General features: G+C 39.2%; 17 protein-coding genes. 3 read left to right on the top strand and 14 right to left on the bottom strand.

Features of this window, described 5'->3' with window-relative positions:
- Window positions 1-58: 58 nt before the first annotated feature.
- Window positions 59-499 (top strand): VrrA/YqfQ family protein, encoded by a 441-nt coding sequence (gene vrrA, locus ACXYMX_RS06105; RefSeq protein ID WP_459043356.1) that lies wholly within the window; start codon window positions 59-61, stop codon window positions 497-499.
- A 63-nt stretch (window positions 500-562) separates the two neighbouring features.
- Window positions 563-1534: a 4-hydroxy-3-methylbut-2-enyl diphosphate reductase gene (locus ACXYMX_RS06100; RefSeq protein WP_459043355.1), complete on the top strand. Its 972-nt coding sequence runs from the start codon at window positions 563-565 to the stop codon at window positions 1532-1534.
- A 51-nt stretch (window positions 1535-1585) separates the two neighbouring features.
- Here ACXYMX_RS06100 and ACXYMX_RS06095 read toward each other — a convergent pair whose 3' ends face one another.
- From ACXYMX_RS06095 to ACXYMX_RS06055, 9 genes are all read right to left on the bottom strand, one after another.
- The gene (locus tag ACXYMX_RS06095) at window positions 1586-2704 is read right to left on the bottom strand and encodes a Nif3-like dinuclear metal center hexameric protein (protein WP_459043354.1); all 1119 of its coding nucleotides are present in this window, start codon (window positions 2702-2704) and stop codon (window positions 1586-1588) included.
- Window positions 2704-3399: a tRNA (adenine(22)-N(1))-methyltransferase gene (locus tag ACXYMX_RS06090; protein WP_459043353.1), complete on the bottom strand. Its 696-nt coding sequence runs from the start codon at window positions 3397-3399 to the stop codon at window positions 2704-2706. The genes ACXYMX_RS06095 and ACXYMX_RS06090 overlap by 1 nt, the downstream gene beginning before the upstream one ends.
- A 564-nt stretch (window positions 3400-3963) precedes the next feature.
- A complete protein-coding gene (locus tag ACXYMX_RS06085; protein WP_459043352.1) occupies window positions 3964-4341 on the bottom strand; it encodes a c-type cytochrome in 378 nt (125 codons plus the stop codon).
- A gap of 191 nt (window positions 4342-4532) precedes the next feature.
- Entirely contained in the window at window positions 4533-5672 is a 1140-nt protein-coding gene (locus ACXYMX_RS06080) for an acyl-CoA dehydrogenase family protein (RefSeq protein WP_459043351.1), read from the bottom strand.
- A gap of 84 nt (window positions 5673-5756) precedes the next feature.
- Complete coding sequence (locus tag ACXYMX_RS06075) at window positions 5757-6314, bottom strand: hypothetical protein (protein WP_459043350.1); 558 nt, start codon at window positions 6312-6314, stop codon at window positions 5757-5759.
- A 50-nt stretch (window positions 6315-6364) separates the two neighbouring features.
- Window positions 6365-7492, bottom strand: a complete 1128-nt coding sequence (gene rpoD / locus ACXYMX_RS06070; protein ID WP_459043349.1) for an RNA polymerase sigma factor RpoD — start codon at window positions 7490-7492, stop codon at window positions 6365-6367.
- A 33-nt stretch (window positions 7493-7525) separates the two neighbouring features.
- Window positions 7526-9337 carry a DNA primase gene (gene dnaG / locus ACXYMX_RS06065; RefSeq protein ID WP_459043348.1) on the bottom strand — a complete coding sequence of 604 codons (1812 nt, stop codon included), beginning with the start codon at window positions 9335-9337 and terminating at the stop codon, window positions 7526-7528.
- A gap of 232 nt (window positions 9338-9569) precedes the next feature.
- Window positions 9570-10385 (bottom strand): pyruvate, water dikinase regulatory protein, encoded by an 816-nt coding sequence (locus ACXYMX_RS06060; protein ID WP_459043347.1) that lies wholly within the window; start codon window positions 10383-10385, stop codon window positions 9570-9572.
- Window positions 10386-10395: 10 nt separating this feature from the next.
- On the bottom strand, window positions 10396-11034 hold the full coding sequence (locus ACXYMX_RS06055) for a helix-turn-helix transcriptional regulator (RefSeq protein ID WP_459043346.1): 639 nt from the start codon (window positions 11032-11034) through the stop codon (window positions 10396-10398).
- Window positions 11035-11350: 316 nt separating this feature from the next.
- On the opposite strand from ACXYMX_RS06055, the gene ACXYMX_RS06050 reads away from it, so the two are divergent.
- Window positions 11351-12721: a glycine--tRNA ligase gene (locus ACXYMX_RS06050; protein ID WP_459043459.1), complete on the top strand. Its 1371-nt coding sequence runs from the start codon at window positions 11351-11353 to the stop codon at window positions 12719-12721.
- A 24-nt stretch (window positions 12722-12745) separates the two neighbouring features.
- Here ACXYMX_RS06050 and recO read toward each other — a convergent pair whose 3' ends face one another.
- Genes recO through ybeY form a run of 5 tightly spaced genes read right to left on the bottom strand, consistent with a single transcriptional unit; the run spans window position 12746 to window position 15714 of the window.
- Complete coding sequence (gene recO / locus ACXYMX_RS06045; protein ID WP_459043345.1) at window positions 12746-13525, bottom strand: DNA repair protein RecO; 780 nt, start codon at window positions 13523-13525, stop codon at window positions 12746-12748.
- Window positions 13526-13562: 37 nt separating this feature from the next.
- Window positions 13563-14477 (bottom strand): GTPase Era, encoded by a 915-nt coding sequence (era, locus tag ACXYMX_RS06040; RefSeq protein WP_459043344.1) that lies wholly within the window; start codon window positions 14475-14477, stop codon window positions 13563-13565.
- Entirely contained in the window at window positions 14461-14871 is a 411-nt protein-coding gene (locus tag ACXYMX_RS06035) for a cytidine deaminase (RefSeq protein ID WP_459043343.1), read from the bottom strand. Before ACXYMX_RS06035 ends, era begins: the two co-directional genes overlap by 17 nt.
- Before the next feature lie 18 nt (window positions 14872-14889).
- Window positions 14890-15240 carry a diacylglycerol kinase family protein gene (locus ACXYMX_RS06030; RefSeq protein WP_459043342.1) on the bottom strand — a complete coding sequence of 117 codons (351 nt, stop codon included), beginning with the start codon at window positions 15238-15240 and terminating at the stop codon, window positions 14890-14892.
- 3 nt (window positions 15241-15243) lie between these two features.
- Window positions 15244-15714 carry an rRNA maturation RNase YbeY gene (gene ybeY, locus ACXYMX_RS06025; RefSeq protein ID WP_459043341.1) on the bottom strand — a complete coding sequence of 157 codons (471 nt, stop codon included), beginning with the start codon at window positions 15712-15714 and terminating at the stop codon, window positions 15244-15246.
- Between the last annotated feature and the right edge of the window lie 3 nt (window positions 15715-15717).

Here is a 15717-nt window from a genome sequence, read left to right as displayed (position 1 = left end):
AATTTTGCATAGTATACTATGTGTTCATTGATATTTTATTGACGAAAGGAGATTATAATTGAGATACCAGTCCTTTTATCCATTTGTGGGCAACCAGTCAACTCCGCCTCCCATTCGACAATCGGGCTTTGGAATGCCACTGGCTCCCGGGCAACCATTCCCTCAAGGGTCACCGTTTCCAGGTGGAGAAATGAATCAATCGCCATATGCGAATATGCAAGGAAATCCACCGGCACAAAATACATCTAAATTAGAAAGTTATATGCAAACCGCTAATAATTTCCTAAACACTGCACAACAATTCGCACCCGTCGTCCAACAATTTGCCCCTATGGTCCAAAACTTGCCCGCCATGTGGAAACTGTATAAAGGCTTTCAATCAATGCCTGATGCAAATCCGCCTGGAGGAAATCCAACTTTTTCACCTAGTCAACCTACAGTACAAAATACACCTACTGGTCCACCTGCACCTAGAATTTTTCAACCCCGTGGCTTTTAACTTTGAAACGAGGACTCTACTCCGCTATAATAGATTGAAGATCCTATTAGAGGAGTGAATTTGATGAAAGTGTTGAAGATTACCCCTAGAGGTTATTGTTACGGGGTTGTCGATGCAATGATTATCGCAAGAAATGCGGCTCTCGACAAATCGTTGCCTAGGCCAATTTTTATATTGGGGATGATTGTCCATAACAAACATGTTACGGATGCCTTTGAAGAAGACGGGATTGTTACTCTAGACGGTGAAAACCGGTTAGAAATCCTTGAAAAAGTTGATTCAGGAACTGTTATTTTTACCGCTCACGGTGTTTCACCGGAAGTAAGGGAACTCGCTAAGAGAAAAGGTCTTGTTTCAATTGATGCTACTTGTCCCGATGTTACTGTAACGCATGATTTAATCGAAGAAAAAACAACTGAAGGTTTCGACATTGTTTATATTGGTAAAAAACATCACCCTGAACCAGAAGGTGCAATTGGTGTTGCTCCAGATAAAGTCCACCTTATTGAAACGTTGGAAGATGTCGAAAAGTTAACTGTCACAAACAAAAAACTTTTAGTGACGAACCAAACGACAATGAGTCAATGGGATGTTGCTCACCTTATGGAAGCACTAAAGGAAAAATATCCACATATCGAAGCGCATCAAGAGATTTGTCTAGCGACACAAGTTCGACAAGAAGCTGTCGCAGAGCAAGCTGGAGAAGCTGAGCTACTTATCGTCGTAGGTGACCCGATGAGTAACAACTCCAATCGCCTTACGCAAGTATCTGTTGAAATTGCAAATACGCCTTCCTACCGAATTTCGGACGTTTCAGAATTAAACGTTGAGTGGCTAAAGGGCATTGAGACCGTCGCTGTAACAGCTGGTGCCTCAACACCTACACTTATCGTTCGAGAAGTCATTGCTTTTCTTGATCAGTACAAGGACGATGATCCCTCTACCCATAATCCTGAGAAGAAATTCAAACTGGACCGGATATTACCAAGAATTAAAAATCCACAACCAGTTCAACGTATTGAACCTTACGCATAATATCTTACAAACCGACCTTTATTTTCAAAGGTCGGTTTTTCTTTGGTTATTTTAGATAAATTGAAAAGGTTCGGTCACTAATAAGGATTCGATAAATTCCACATCATACTTTGCTAGTTTACACGCTTCTGTCATATGAGTTGCGACGCCCTGAATCATCACTCTCTCCACATTATGACCAGGGTCTACAACATTCAGACCCATTGCTTCCGCGTCATGGGCTACATGATAATATAAGTCGCCTGTCACTAAAACGTCTGCCCCAACGCGCTTGGCAGCATAAATATATTTATTTCCATCGCCACCAAGAACCGCGACTTTACGAATTGATGAATTAGGGTCTCCGACAAAACGAACCGCTGGAACGTTAAGTGCAGATTTTACTAGTTCAGAAAACGAGCTCAACGTCATTTCTTCTTTAAGTTTTCCTACCCGCCCTAGTCCCAATACATTTACCTTTTGGTCAAGTTGAATAAGATCATATGCTGGCTCTTCGTATGGATGGGCTTTTCTCATCGCCTTTACTACCTGCTCCTTTTTGGAACTTGATACAACGACTTCTATTTTCTCTTCTTTAACTTGCTCCACCTTATTGAGCGCTCCAATAAAAGGATTTGCGCCTTCAACTGGTGTAAATCGCCCCTCTCCGTGAGAAGTAAAACTACAACCTTCGTAATCCCCAATCGAACCTGCACCAGCTTTTAGAAGGGCATGTCGTATTTCCTCAGAATGGGAGACCGGACTAAAGATAATAAGTTTAAAGAGAGATTCCGAATACGTTTCCTCAACAATTTTTGTTTCTTGAAGTCCCAATAAGGAAGCAAGCATATCATTTACACCACCAGGAGCCACATCGAGATTTGTATGAGCGGCATACACAGAAATGTCATTTTTGATACATTTCTCAATCATTCTCCCTTGTGGCGTATCCGTCAGAATACCTTTTAGCGGTCTGAATATAGGTGGATGATGGGCAAGGATCAATGTTGCGCCCTTTTCAATCGCCTCATCTACAACCTCTTCATTTACATCAAGAGTTACGAGAACTTTTTCCACTGGCCTGTTTAAAGCACCAATGTGGAGCCCGACTGGATCTCCTTCCATTGCATAGTGTTTAGGTGACCACTTTTCAAATAATGAAATCACTTCATGTCCATTCACTTTTTTCACTAGACCAGCGCCTTTCTCACTAATTGTATTTGATGTCTCAATTGCTCTTTTTTTTGTTCAATTGCAGATGTTTCATTTGCTTCTTCAAGAGCAATTAACACACGGGTCCATTCCTCAATTTCACGTTCCCATTTTTCTATAAAAACATCACTTTTTTTCAAGCGAAGAATAGGCCCTAGCAAATAGTCTGCCTCACTATAAGATATTTCACCTTTTTCTAACACTAAAATTTCGTATATTTTACTTTCCTCTTCTAGAATCCGCTCATCTATTATTTTCCATCTGTTTGCAGTTGCCCACTCACGAATTGCTTCGGCATGAATATTAGGTTGAACAATTATCCGCTCAACCGTTTCTAACCGATTTTTACCATCCTCTAAAATAGAGGCAATTAACGAACCGCCCATTCCAGCAATTGTAATCGTATGCACCTGATCACTTTCTTCAATCGCAAAAAGACCATTTGCTAAACGAACCGTAATTTGTGCTTGAAGCCCTTCTTTCTTCACACTTTTAACAGCTGAATTATAAGGCCCTTCCACTACTTCTCCAACAATTACTTTTTTTACTTTTTCTGTCTGAATTAAATAACAAGGCAAGTAGGCATGGTCACTTCCAATATCTGCGACAATTACATCTTTTTCTACAAAAGAAGCAACAGCCTTTAATCTTTCCGATAATCGTTCAATTAGCATTCGTATACCTCCAATCTTAATTATTACCTTTTTTATGAAAAGGTCATGTTAATAATAGTATATAAAGTATTTGTACACTCCTTATCAATAGAGTGAGAGGTGTGAGAATATCGCTTGGGCGCTTGGTGATGGCCTCCCGTAGTAAGCCCGTCAGAAAGTTCACTGTCGGTCTTACTACTTCGGCTCACACTTGTCGCTTCTGCGCTGGATCGTTTCGATTCAAGGTTAATGGCGTGGGAATAGTACGACAAGAGATTTTTGTACACTCCTAGTTGATTGTAGTGGAAGACGGCGACTCCGGGAGGACAGCGGGTCAGGTGAAACAACAGCGGGTTGGTCCACCGCCTGCCCTCCGGAACGCGTCAGGGAAAGATTGAACTTTATCTTTCCGCACTTCAGGGAAAGATTGTACTTCATCTTTCCACTTTTTGGGTCTGAAACGGAAATTAACAGGACTATTGTGAAATAAGTTTTATCAATATTAATTATTTAACTGAGCTAAAAAGAAAAAGCCCTCTGTTAACAGAAAAATTCTGCAAACAGACGACTTTGACATTTAAAGACTTATTGAAGCGTTAAGAGATATTCTGCTAAGTCTTCTGCATGTTCAGCAGGGATTGCATTTGGTACTTGTGCTGGCATAGCGCCTTGGCCATTTTTTAGTACGTCAACAATTTCGTCCGCTGACATTCCTAAACCAACCAATGCAGGTGCTGCACCGCCCATACCACCTTCAAGCTCGCCTCCGTGACAGCCGATACATTTACCGATTGCTACATCTGGGTCAAACTCCGTAGTAACAACTTCCTCTGCAGGATTAGCATCTTCACCTTGACTAGCAATTTCCTTTTTTTGATCAAGCCCATAGAGGGAAAGGAAGAAAATTAGACCGATTCCGAGTGAAAAAATTAGGATATACGGTATTACTGGATTTTTACTCATCAAATAACCCTCCTTTTTACATATCTAGTTTGTAATGAATTCAGTACACAATTAATATTGTACTGTATCTGTTTGAAAACATAAAGGGTTATCAGCTTTTTTTAGACTGAATGTGACAAATTCGACAAAATTGATAGTCTTCGGAACAGGATAAATCTCTTTATCATCACCCAACCTCAAACACTGTCTATTTAACAGCCAATTAGCCTTGCAATAACCATTCGCTGAATCTCTGAAGTTCCTTCACCAATTTCAAGAAGTTTAGCATCTCTCATAAAGCGCTCTACCTCATATTCTCTCATATATCCATAACCGCCATGAATTTGAATTGCTTCATTTGCAACTTCCATAGCTATTTCAGAAGCATATAATTTACACATAGCGGCCTCTTTCGAGAATGGCCTACCTTGGTCTTTTAACCAGGCTGCCTTATATACCATATTTCGAGCTAATTCAATTTTCATTGCCATATCCGCAAGTTTAAATTGAGTAACTTGAAAAGTCGATAGAGTCTTGCCGAATTGCTTTCTCTCTTTTGAGTATCGCAGGGCACGATCGAAAGCCCCCTGGGCAATCCCTACAGCCATTGCACCTATTCCTATACGTCCACCATCCAATGTGACCAAGAACTGTTTAAGGCCCTCACCACGCTTCCCAAGGAGGTTTTCAGTTGGAACATGAACATTGTCTAATACCAACTCAGTAGTATTCGACGCATTTAGACCCATCTTGTCGTATTTGTCGAGAATTGTAAATCCTTTCTGATCAGTTGGAACGATTATTGCACTGATTTCTTTTTTTCCATTATTCGTTCCAGTTATAGCAGTAAGCGCTAAATGTTTGGCGTAACTAGCATTTGTTATATAGACCTTGGATCCATTAATAACAAATTCATCGCCTTCTTCTTTAGCCGTTGTTTCTGTACCACCCGCATCCGATCCCGCATTCGGCTCGGTCAGACCAAATGCACCAAAAGAATCACCTTTACAAATCGGAGTTAAATACTTACGCTTCTGCTCCTCAGTTCCAAATAAGTTAAGTGGCGCGCCCCCCAGCGAAATATGCGCGGAATAAGTAATTCCAGTTGACGCACATGCGCGACTTAATTCTTCTGTAACAATCGCAAAACTAATCGTGTCTGCTCCGCTGCCACCATATTCTTCAGGAAACGGTAATCCCATCATGCCCATTGAAGAAAGTTTTTTAAATATCTCGACAGGAAACATCTTAGACTTATCTCTCTCAACCGCACCAGGAAGAACTTCTTCATCCGAAAACTCTCTCATCATTTTTCGAATCATTGTTTGTTCTTCTGTTAAATCAAAATTCATCCTTTTCACCCCTTTGTGAACGCTTACATTATTAATTATAACGAATTGAGCACTCGTTACACAACATATTAATTAAATGTTCGTTTAAAAGGAATACGCAATAAATATAAGTATGACCAAGAGTCCAATAACTCCAGTAATTACTAAGTAAATTTGCTTCAACAATCTCCCTGAGATTATCCATAACAAGCAATTTAAAATTAGTAAACCAATTAGGGCCATTGCATTTTCATTAAAAAAGGAAAACCAAACTTTCATCGTAATTGCGAAAAATAAATACGCACCTAATATGTATATAAAAAGTGTCATTTCAGATTTAACGCTATTTTTTCGAAATGACATGTATAGTAATAGACCTAAAACTAAAAAAGAAATACCAATAGGTAGTAAGGGATCACTCGAGAATAAAACCATACTAACACTCGATACAATAGTTAAAATAGTTAAAATCAAGAGTAGCTGAACGCGTTTCTTCTTTTCAATTTGAATGATGGATTTGGTTTTCTTCTCCACTACTTCCTCTTCATGTTCCCCTTTTGCATACAATGTAATTAAGAAATCACAATAATGACTTGGCAAGAGCTTATTTTGTCTCCAATATTTGATTTCAGAAATAATTATCTCTTTTCGTTTCTCATTCATTTTTTCACCCCTAAAAAAAGCATCAGCAGATGGTCGCCGATGCTTAGCTTTTATTCTAGGAAATCTTTTAACCTTTTACTTCTAGATGGATGGCGCAACTTTCGAAGTGCTTTCGCTTCGATTTGACGAATTCGTTCCCTTGTCACACCAAAGACTTTGCCCACTTCTTCAAGTGTTCTTGTTCGACCATCATCAAGGCCGAAACGAAGTCGTAAAACATTCTCTTCCCTATCTGTTAATGTATCAAGAACATCTTCAAGCTGCTCTTTCAACAACTCATAAGCAGCATGGTCTGAAGGAGACTGCGCTTCTGAATCCTCGATGAAATCACCTAGGTGTGAGTCGTCTTCTTCACCAATTGGGGTTTCTAGTGAGACAGGCTCTTGAGCAATTTTAAGTATTTCTCGAACGCGTTCAGCAGTTAACTCCATCTCTTCACCAATCTCTTCTGGAGACGGTTCACGGCCCAAATCTTGGAGCAACTGGCGTTGTACTCTTATTAATTTGTTAATCGTTTCAACCATATGAACGGGTATTCGAATCGTACGTGCCTGATCAGCGATTGCCCGTGTAATTGCTTGACGGATCCACCATGTGGCATATGTACTAAACTTGAATCCCTTTGTATGATCAAACTTCTCAACAGCTTTAATAAGCCCCATATTACCTTCTTGAATAAGATCTAGAAATAGCATCCCACGTCCTACATATCGTTTTGCAATGCTTACAACTAGCCTTAAGTTTGCCTCAGCAAGTTCTTTTCTAGCTTCATCATCACCTTCGATAATTCGTTTAGCAAGATCAACTTCTTGTGTTCCTGTTAATAAATCCACTCGACCAATTTCTTTTAAATACATTCGTACTGGGTCGTTAATTTTAACGCCTGGTGGTACACTTAGGTCATTTAAATCGAATTTGGTTTCATCAGCTGCTGCTTTTACTGGTTCTGTACCAGCCTCATCATCCTCTGATTTACGATCTATCTCAACCCCTTGCGTCTCTACTAAATCGAGAAACTCCTCAAATTGCTCAGGCTCAATTTCAAAAGGGGACAGTTTTTCCGTTACCTCATCAAGTGTCAATTCACCTGTTTTCTTACCTGCTTCCAACAGCTTAGCTTTCACATCTTCTATTGACATTTCTACATCTACTTCTTCGGATAATTCTTTTTTACTCATCTAACTGTTCCTCCTTTTAACATCGGACTATGACTACAAAGCGGTCAATGAATTCCGGAGCTGTATAATTTCCCTAGCAAGCTCCAACGCCAAGGTATAATCTTTCATTTTTTCAGCTTCTTTCGACTTATGCATCTTCTCTCGGATTTGAAGATCTATTCGGTACTTTTCTAAGTGACGAATGCAGTCGGCTATTTCTTCTTCTGCGTGTTCGGGATCTCTTTCAGTCATCGCTGCTTCGAGAACAATCTTTCTTAATTCACGATCTTCAAGCGATTCAGCAAATCGATGAAAGTCTGGAATTCCATGTTGCTCATAAAATCCAGCAAGACGAACATATATAGACGAATATTCATCGTGAATAAATGGTTCTTGTCTTTCTGCCCAAAAACGATCAAACAGGGAACCATCATTCAACAGGTGAAAGAGCAGAAGTCTTTCAGCACGTTCCGTCCCCGTAACTTTTCGTTTAGGTGGCATTACCGATAGAGCTTTTTCCACTTGAGCAGGCTGAGTTTTAACTTGTTTTGCCTGTTTCCCCGCCATTTTTATAAATTGTTGGTGAATTGCCTCGAAAGCTACGCCTGTTTCTTGCGATAGTTGTCGGATGTACATATCCCGCTCCACAGGAGATGTTCTCTTGACTAACTCTTCGAGTACCTCATGGATGAATTGCAATACATCATTTTCATGAGCAAGATTTTTGGAGCGCTTTGCATAAAGAAGAATAAAAGACATGTACGCATGTGGACTGCCAATAATCTGTTCACTAAAAGCTTCTCCACCTCGATTAGCGATAAAGTCATCAGGATCCATTTTATCCGGTAAAAGGGCAACTTGCACATCGATATCTTTACTAATCGCCATGCTCGCAAATCGTTTTGCCGCTTCCCAACCAGCGTTATCTCCATCACAACAAATAATTATTTCCTTTGCAATTCGTTTCAGTTTTATTAGATGCGTATCTGACAATGATGTACCCATGACGGCAACACTATTCAATACACCCGCCCGATCCGCCGATATCGTATCCATAAATCCTTCAAACAGTATTACTTTACCCGTTTTTCGCACGTTAAGACGCGCATTATGAAAATTGTATAATATTTGGCTTTTTTCAAATATCGGGGTTTCGGGACTATTCAAGTATTTTGCATCTTGATTCCCTTCAATTAACACTCTTCCCGAAAAGGCAATGACACTTCCTCGTTCATCATGCAGCGGAAACATGATCCGCCCACGAAACCGGTCAAAAAATCCAGTTCCATCATCCCTCATAATGCATAGCCCAGCAAGAGCCATTTCTTTCAAATCAAAGTTTTTCCGTTTCAGTAAATCGGTTAAAGCTGTAGAATCATCAAGAGCCCACCCAATCCCATATTTTTCGATACTCTCTCTCGTAAACCCTCTTTTTTCAAGATATTGCAGTGCCATTTCTCCTTCTACTGTATTTAGAAGTAAATGACTATAAAAGTTTGCTGCAAGTGCGTGCGCTTCAAACATCGGTTTAAATTCGCTACTAGGTTTAACTATAGAGTTGTTTTCAAAGGCAACATCTATTTCAAGGCCTGTCCTATTTGCAAGCTTCACTACAGCCTCAGTAAATTGACTGTTTTCGATGTCCATTACGAATGTAATTGCATTTCCACTTGCGCCACAACCAAAGCAATGAAAAAGTTGTTTATCCTCTGAAACAGAAAAGGATGGTGTACTTTCTCCATGAAACGGACATAGACCAAACCAGTTTTTCCCTCTTTTTGTCAGCTGTACATATTCACCTATTAAATCGACAATATCTGTCTTCGTACGAACTGCCTCAATTGTTTCTTCTGGTATTCTAGTCATCTCATCACCTTTTTCTGCTCTAACCTCTTAAATTCTATATGACTTTCAAAAATCCTTTATAATTCGACAAATACATTAAATTATTCTCGAATCTCTTATATTACACTAGTTGGGAAGAAATTTCGATTAGTTTCGATTAATATCTACTACTTTGCTCCAAAATCGTAGTATTTTCACAATCGGACTCCCCAAAAGAAGAACCTCACCACTAAATGCGGAAGGTCCTTCTCTCTTATTTATTCTGGTTCATCATGCTTGTAATGATTACATTAGCAGTCTCTTCGACCGCTCGATTCGAAACATTTACAGTTTCACAACCAATTTTTGAGACCACTTTTCTAAAGTGTTCAATCTCACTTTCAATTCGATCCAATTGTGCATAATTTGCATCGTCCTTTAATCCAAGAGCTATCAAACGTTCTTTTCGAATGGAATTTAATTTATCAGATGAAATTATAAGTGCAAAACATTTTTTAGGATCGATCTGAAATAATTCTTCTGGCGGATCAACTTCAGGTACGAGTGGAACATTCGCAACTTTATATCTTTTATGTGCAAGATATTGAGATAATGGTGTTTTAGACGTTCTAGAAACCCCAATCAATACGATGTCCGCCTTTAAAATGCCGCGCGGATCTCTTCCATCATCATATTTTACCGCAAATTCGATTGCATCTATTTTCTTGAAATACTCTTCATCCAACTGTCTAACGAGACCGGGCTCTTCTAAAGGTTCTTCATCAAGTTCAGATGAAATCTGTTGTACTAGATCACCTAGTAAATCTACACATTTAATTTCTCTAGCAATACATTCTTCTCTTAATTTTTGTCGCATGCCACTTTTCACTAATGTATAAACAACAAGCGCTTGTTGTTTTTCAGCTAAAAACGCAATTTCTTGCAACTGAATAGGGTCTTCAATATGTGAAAATCGCTTCACTGAGACAGCATCAAGTCCTGGACTAAATTGGCTTACGGCCGCTTTAGCAACCAACTCAGCTGTTTCGCCGACAGAGTCGGAAACGATGAATAATGTTAACTTTCTCATTGTGTCCCCCTCATAGTTCATGATCATCCCCAAGTGATAGGAATGCTGCTGTAATATTTGTTTTTGTTATTCTTCCAATGACAGTGAGCCCTTTTCCTTTATCCTCAACTACAGGAAGTGCATCAATCTGGTGATCTATCATCTTTTTAGCTACTTCGATAACTGTGTCTTGCTTTTCACAATACGTAATGTTTGGCATCCGCGTCATAATTACATGTACTGGCATTTTGTTAAGGTCGTTTCCGCCAAGACTCGTTCTTAATAAATCTTTTCTTGAAAGAACTCCCGAAAGTAAGAAGGAATCATCGACGACAAATAATGTTCCTACATCTTCAAGAAACATTTGGCATATTGCATCATATACAGAGATTTTTTCTTTAATAACAATCGGTATTGATTGAAAGTCACGAACTTTCATTCCAATTATACTATCCTCTAAAGACTGTGAAGGTTTCTTGCCTGAGTAAAAATACCCAACACGTGGTCGAGCATCAAGATAACCAGCCATTGTTAAGATGGCCAGATCGGGACGTATTGTAGCTCTAGCCAGACCGAGCCGTTCGGAAATCTGTTCTCCAGTAATTGGCCCGTTTCCTTTAACGATTTCTAGAATTTCTGTCTGGCGCTTATTCAATTCCATATAAGTCACCGCCCTAAACGTTCAATTCTTTATCCTCGATAATTATATACGAAAATGCTAGCTATTGCGAAGAAAGAAGAATCATGCTAAACTAATTTATGTATTTAATAGGCGCAGATTGGTCAATAAGTCATGTCAAACACTAGCGAGTAGGAACAGTGAAAGCCTACAGTGACATGAATAGGCAACCGGGAGCCATGTGTTTTTTAAGTGGGCTATTGAAATAGCCAATCGAGGTGGAACCGCGGGTCATCATGCACTCGTCCTCGGACATTACTGTCCGGGGACCTGTGCTTATTTTAATTGGAGGGATAATTTTATGTCAATGGAAAAAATTGTTAATTTATCAAAGGCAAGAGGTTTTGTATTTCCAGGTTCTGATATTTATGGTGGATTAGCAAATACGTGGGATTATGGTCCACTAGGAATTGAACTAAAAAACAATATCAAAAAAGCATGGTGGCAGAAGTTTGTTCAAGAATCACCTCACAACGTCGGACTTGATGCTGCAATTCTTATGAATCCAAAGGTTTGGGAAGCATCCGGCCATACGGGTAACTTTAATGACCCTATGATTGACTGTAAAAAATGTAAAACACGTCACCGTGTTGACAAATTAATCGAAGATGCACTTGATAAAAAAGGCATGGAAATTATTGTGGATGGCCTAACTTTTGAAAAAATGAACGAATTGATTGTTGAACATGAAGTTGTTTGTCCAAATTGTGACGCTATGGACTATACAGCCATTCGTCAATTCAACTTAATGTTTAAAACTTCTCAAGGTGTAACGGATTCTTCATCGAATGAAATCTTTTTACGCCCTGAAACTGCACAAGGAATTTTCGTTAACTTTAAAAATGTACAACGCTCAATGAGAAAAAGAATGCCCTTTGGTATTGCACAAATCGGAAAAAGCTTCCGAAATGAAATCACACCTGGAAACTTTACGTTCCGTACACGTGAATTCGAACAAATGGAACTTGAGTTTTTCTGTAAGCCCGGTGAAGATAATGAATGGTATGAATACTGGAGAGATTTCTCTAAAAAATGGCTTCTTGACTTAGGTCTAACAGATGCGAATACGCGCTTACGCGAACACACTGAGGACGAACTCTCACATTATTCTAAAGGTACTGTAGACATTGAATATAAATTCCCATTCGGTTGGGGAGAACTTTGGGGAATCGCAAACCGAACGGACTTTGACTTAAAGCGTCATATGGAGTTTTCAGGTGAGGACTTCCATTATCAAGACCCGATTACGAATGAGAAGTTTGTCCCTTACTGTATCGAACCTTCACTTGGTGCAGACCGTGTTACCCTTGCTTTCCTTACAGATGCTTACCATGAAGAACAACTTGAAGGCGATGATAAGCGTACAGTACTTCGCTTCCACCCTGCTCTTGCACCGGTTAAAGCGGCAGTACTTCCATTGTCAAAAAAGCTATCAGAAAGTGCGGATGCGGTTTACGCAGAACTTCGTAAACACTTCTCTGTTCAATATGATGATTCACAATCTATTGGTAGACGCTACCGTCGTCAAGACGAAATTGGTACACCATTCTGCATTACGTATGATTTTGATTCCGAAGAAGATCGCCAAGTGACTGTTCGTCACCGTGATTCTATGGAACAAGTACGTATGCCAATTGAAGACGTAAAAGATTATATTGCTAAACATCTTGAATTTTAATTAAAAAAACTCCTCAGAAAGATTTCATTCTTTCTGGGGAGTTTCTCTTTTAGGCAATAATGCGGGTGTTGATTCAAGTTGATCGAGAAATGAGCGCGCTTTAAATCGAATGCCAATTTGTTCATCATATATAGTACGAACAATTTTCTTCATAAAATGCTTCGTTTCTTTTTTTAATGTTAAGTCGCCCACTTGTTTGATTGGAACTGTAAAGAATGTTCGAATCAGCTTTAGTTGGTTGGGCGTAATTCGAACCAAATAAGGATCTACATGGAAGCACCTATGGCATAGAAAACCAATTTCTCGAAAAGAAAACGCAAATTCTCCTTCCGTTGCATGGCAATTTGCACATTGATGAAGTGTTGGGTTAATTCCACCTACTAGCAGCATCTTCCATTCAACAAATAAGGAAATTGCCTCTGGATCGTATTGCTCACTAATCGTATGAAGTGCGTCGTATAAAAGGTCATAGACACCGACAATCCGCTCGTTGTCTTCCGTTAGGCGATCGACAATCTCTACGATGTAACTCGCATAGGCCGTCGCTTCAAGGTCTTCTCTTATGTGACGCATAGAATCCAATTGTTCCCCTTGCTCAAGCGTGCCCATACCTCTTCCTTGTCGAATCAAAAAAGATCCATGAGTGAAAAGCTGTGTAAGTGCGGCTAGTCGACTCCTCGGCTTTTTTGCTCCACGAGCCATTACTGTTACTTTGCCGGCTTCTTTCGTAAAAAGAGTGACAATACTATTGGACTCACCGTATGGGATACTACGAATAATAATCCCTTCCCACTTGTTCAACAAGTTTGTCACCCCTCATTTAATTTAAAGCGATACGTTTTTAATATTCATCATCGCTAAAACCGAATTCTTTCAAGCGGCCCGGTTTATTCCGCCAATCCTTTTGCACTTTTACCCATAACTCTAGATATACTTTAGATCCTAACAGCATTTCGATATCGCGACGAGCTTTTGTTCCAATTTCTTTTAAAAGTGCGCCATTTTTTCCGATTACAATTCCTTTTTGAGAATCACGGTCAACAATAATTGTAGCCATAATTGTAACTATTTCTTTTTTACTCTTGCGATCGATTTTCTCGATAACAACAGCAATTGAATGTGGAATTTCTTCCCTAGTTAAGTGCAATACTTTTTCGCGAATAAATTCAGAAATAATAAAACGTTCAGGATGATCCGTTACCTGGTCATCGGGATAATATTTTGGACCTTTAGGTAAATACTTTTTCAACGTTTCAAGTAAACGATCTGTATTATTTCCATTTATGGCGGAAATAGGAACAATTTCTGCAAAATCATATTCAGATTTATAAGAGACGATTATTTCCAGTAATCGATCCGGATGCACAAGGTCAATTTTATTTATTACAAGAAAAACTGGAGTTTCTGTGTGCTCGAGCATTTCAATAATGTATCGATCTCCAGGACCAATTTTCTCTTCAGCATTTACCATAAACATGATTGCGTCTACTTCTCTAAGTGTGTTTCGTGCTACTTTTAGCATGAAGTCGCCTAGCTTGTGTTTTGGCTTATGAATACCTGGTGTGTCGATATAAATCATTTGCGCATCTTCAGTTGTTACAACTCCTTGAACTTTGTTTCGAGTCGTCTGAGGTTTATCACTCATAATTGCGATCTTCTGTCCGACTACATGATTCAAGAACGTTGATTTCCCAACATTGGGTCGTCCTATAATTGAAATAAAACCTGATTTAAATTCATTATTTTTTTCTTGCATATGAAAGATCCTCCTTAGAAAACGCACCGGGTAGAAGCTCTGCTACTGTAGTTTCGAATACTTCCCCTTTTAAATTTGTTAAATAAACTGGCATAGCCCCATCACAGAATTCCGTTATCACTTGTCTACATGCGCCACACGGTGAAATTGGTCCCTCTGTATCGCCCACAACAGCAAGCGCTTCAAATGAATGGACTCCTTCAGAAACAGCTTTAAAAAAAGCTGTTCTTTCTGCACAGTTCGTCATGCTATATGCTGAGTTTTCAATATTACACCCATGATATATTGTTCCGTCAGACGCAAGTAATGCTGCACCTACAGGGAAATTTGAATAAGGAACATATGCTTTTTCACGTGCTATTTTCGAAGCTTCAATCAACTTCTCTTTGTTCATAAACACACCTCTTCTATATTAATAAAACCATTTAGGGATAAATAGTAGTAAACCTATTATCGCGCTAATTATAGCATAAATAAGTACCGCTCCCGCAGCGAGATCCTTTGCTTGTTTCGCAAGAGGATGGACTTCAGATGTTACCAGATTTATTGCCCGTTCGATAGAAGAATTCATCATTTCAAGCGCAATCATCCCACCTATTAAAAGGAGGACGACTATCCACTCAATTAAGGATAATTTAGTTAAAAAACTGGCAATAACAACTACAAGCATAGATAGAAAGTGAAATTTAATGTTTCTCTCTGTTTTTATTCCGTGGAGAATTCCTTCTGCAGCATATCCAAACGCTCGAATAAATTTAGGCATACGTTACCTCTCGAGTCCAAATGCAGTTAAAATCTCATTCTGTCTGCCAAACATTCTCTTTTCATCTTCTTCGGTCAGATGATCATAACCAAGAAGGTGAAGGAATCCATGGAGCGCAAGAAATCCCAGTTCACGCTTCAAATCATGCCCGTAATCGACTGCCTGAGCTTTTGCAGTCTCGACAGAAATTATAATATCACCAAGTGTACGTGGCATCTTTTCATCATATACAATTTGCATTTCATCCTCGGATGTTTCTTCAAGTGCAAATGAAATAACATCCGTTGACTTATCTATGCCACGATATTCTGCGTTTATTTTTTGGATTTCATAATCTGTCATAAATGTAACTGAAACTTCAGCTTCCCCTTCAACGCCTTCTTTTTCAGCTGCATAAATTAGCAGTTCTTCGATTAATTTTTGTTGCTGCTCTTCAACTGAACTTGTTGCATCGTTAAAATATAGCTCCAACAATCT

This window comes from Sporosarcina sp. CAU 1771 (assembly GCF_054482775.1).
The sequence above is the reverse complement of the archived record's forward strand: the minus strand, read 5'-3'. Positions and strand labels throughout refer to the sequence as shown.